The organism is Bartonella sp. AA2SXKL, from assembly GCF_042197205.1.
In the GTDB taxonomy this organism is placed as follows: Bacteria; Pseudomonadota; Alphaproteobacteria; order Rhizobiales; family Rhizobiaceae; genus Bartonella.
Genome location: NZ_JBHIRN010000168.1, coordinates 357 through 682, shown reverse-complemented (window position 1 = coordinate 682; position 326 = coordinate 357). Strand labels below are relative to the sequence as shown.

Sequence of the window (326 nt, the reverse complement as noted above, 5' to 3'; positions counted from 1 at the left end):
ATGTGTTAAGGATAGCACAGTCATGGGTTAATTCTTCTGAAAAGTTACAGTTTATCGGTCATGGTGTCCTTTTTGTCATTGCATCTTGTGGTTTTATTTGTGGAATTATGCAAGTTTCTCCACGTCAGCGTGCGCGCAATAAGGTTGAGTGTTTGATTGTTATTGGATTGATTTGTGCATCTATCGTTGCGGTTTTGACGACAGCCGCCATTGCACTCTCTATGTTCTTTCAAACGATGAGTTTCTTTCAGTCTGTACCCTTTTCAAACTTTTTTTTAGGAACGGTTTGGGATCCACGTTTTTCAGCGAGTGGTGCGGAGGGTGAA

At 41.4% G+C, this 326-nt stretch carries 1 pseudogene; it reads left to right on the top strand.

Annotated elements, in window-relative coordinates:
- A pseudogene (locus tag ACFINS_RS10475) lies at positions 1 to 326 on the top strand (phosphate ABC transporter permease subunit PstC); the annotation flags it as partial.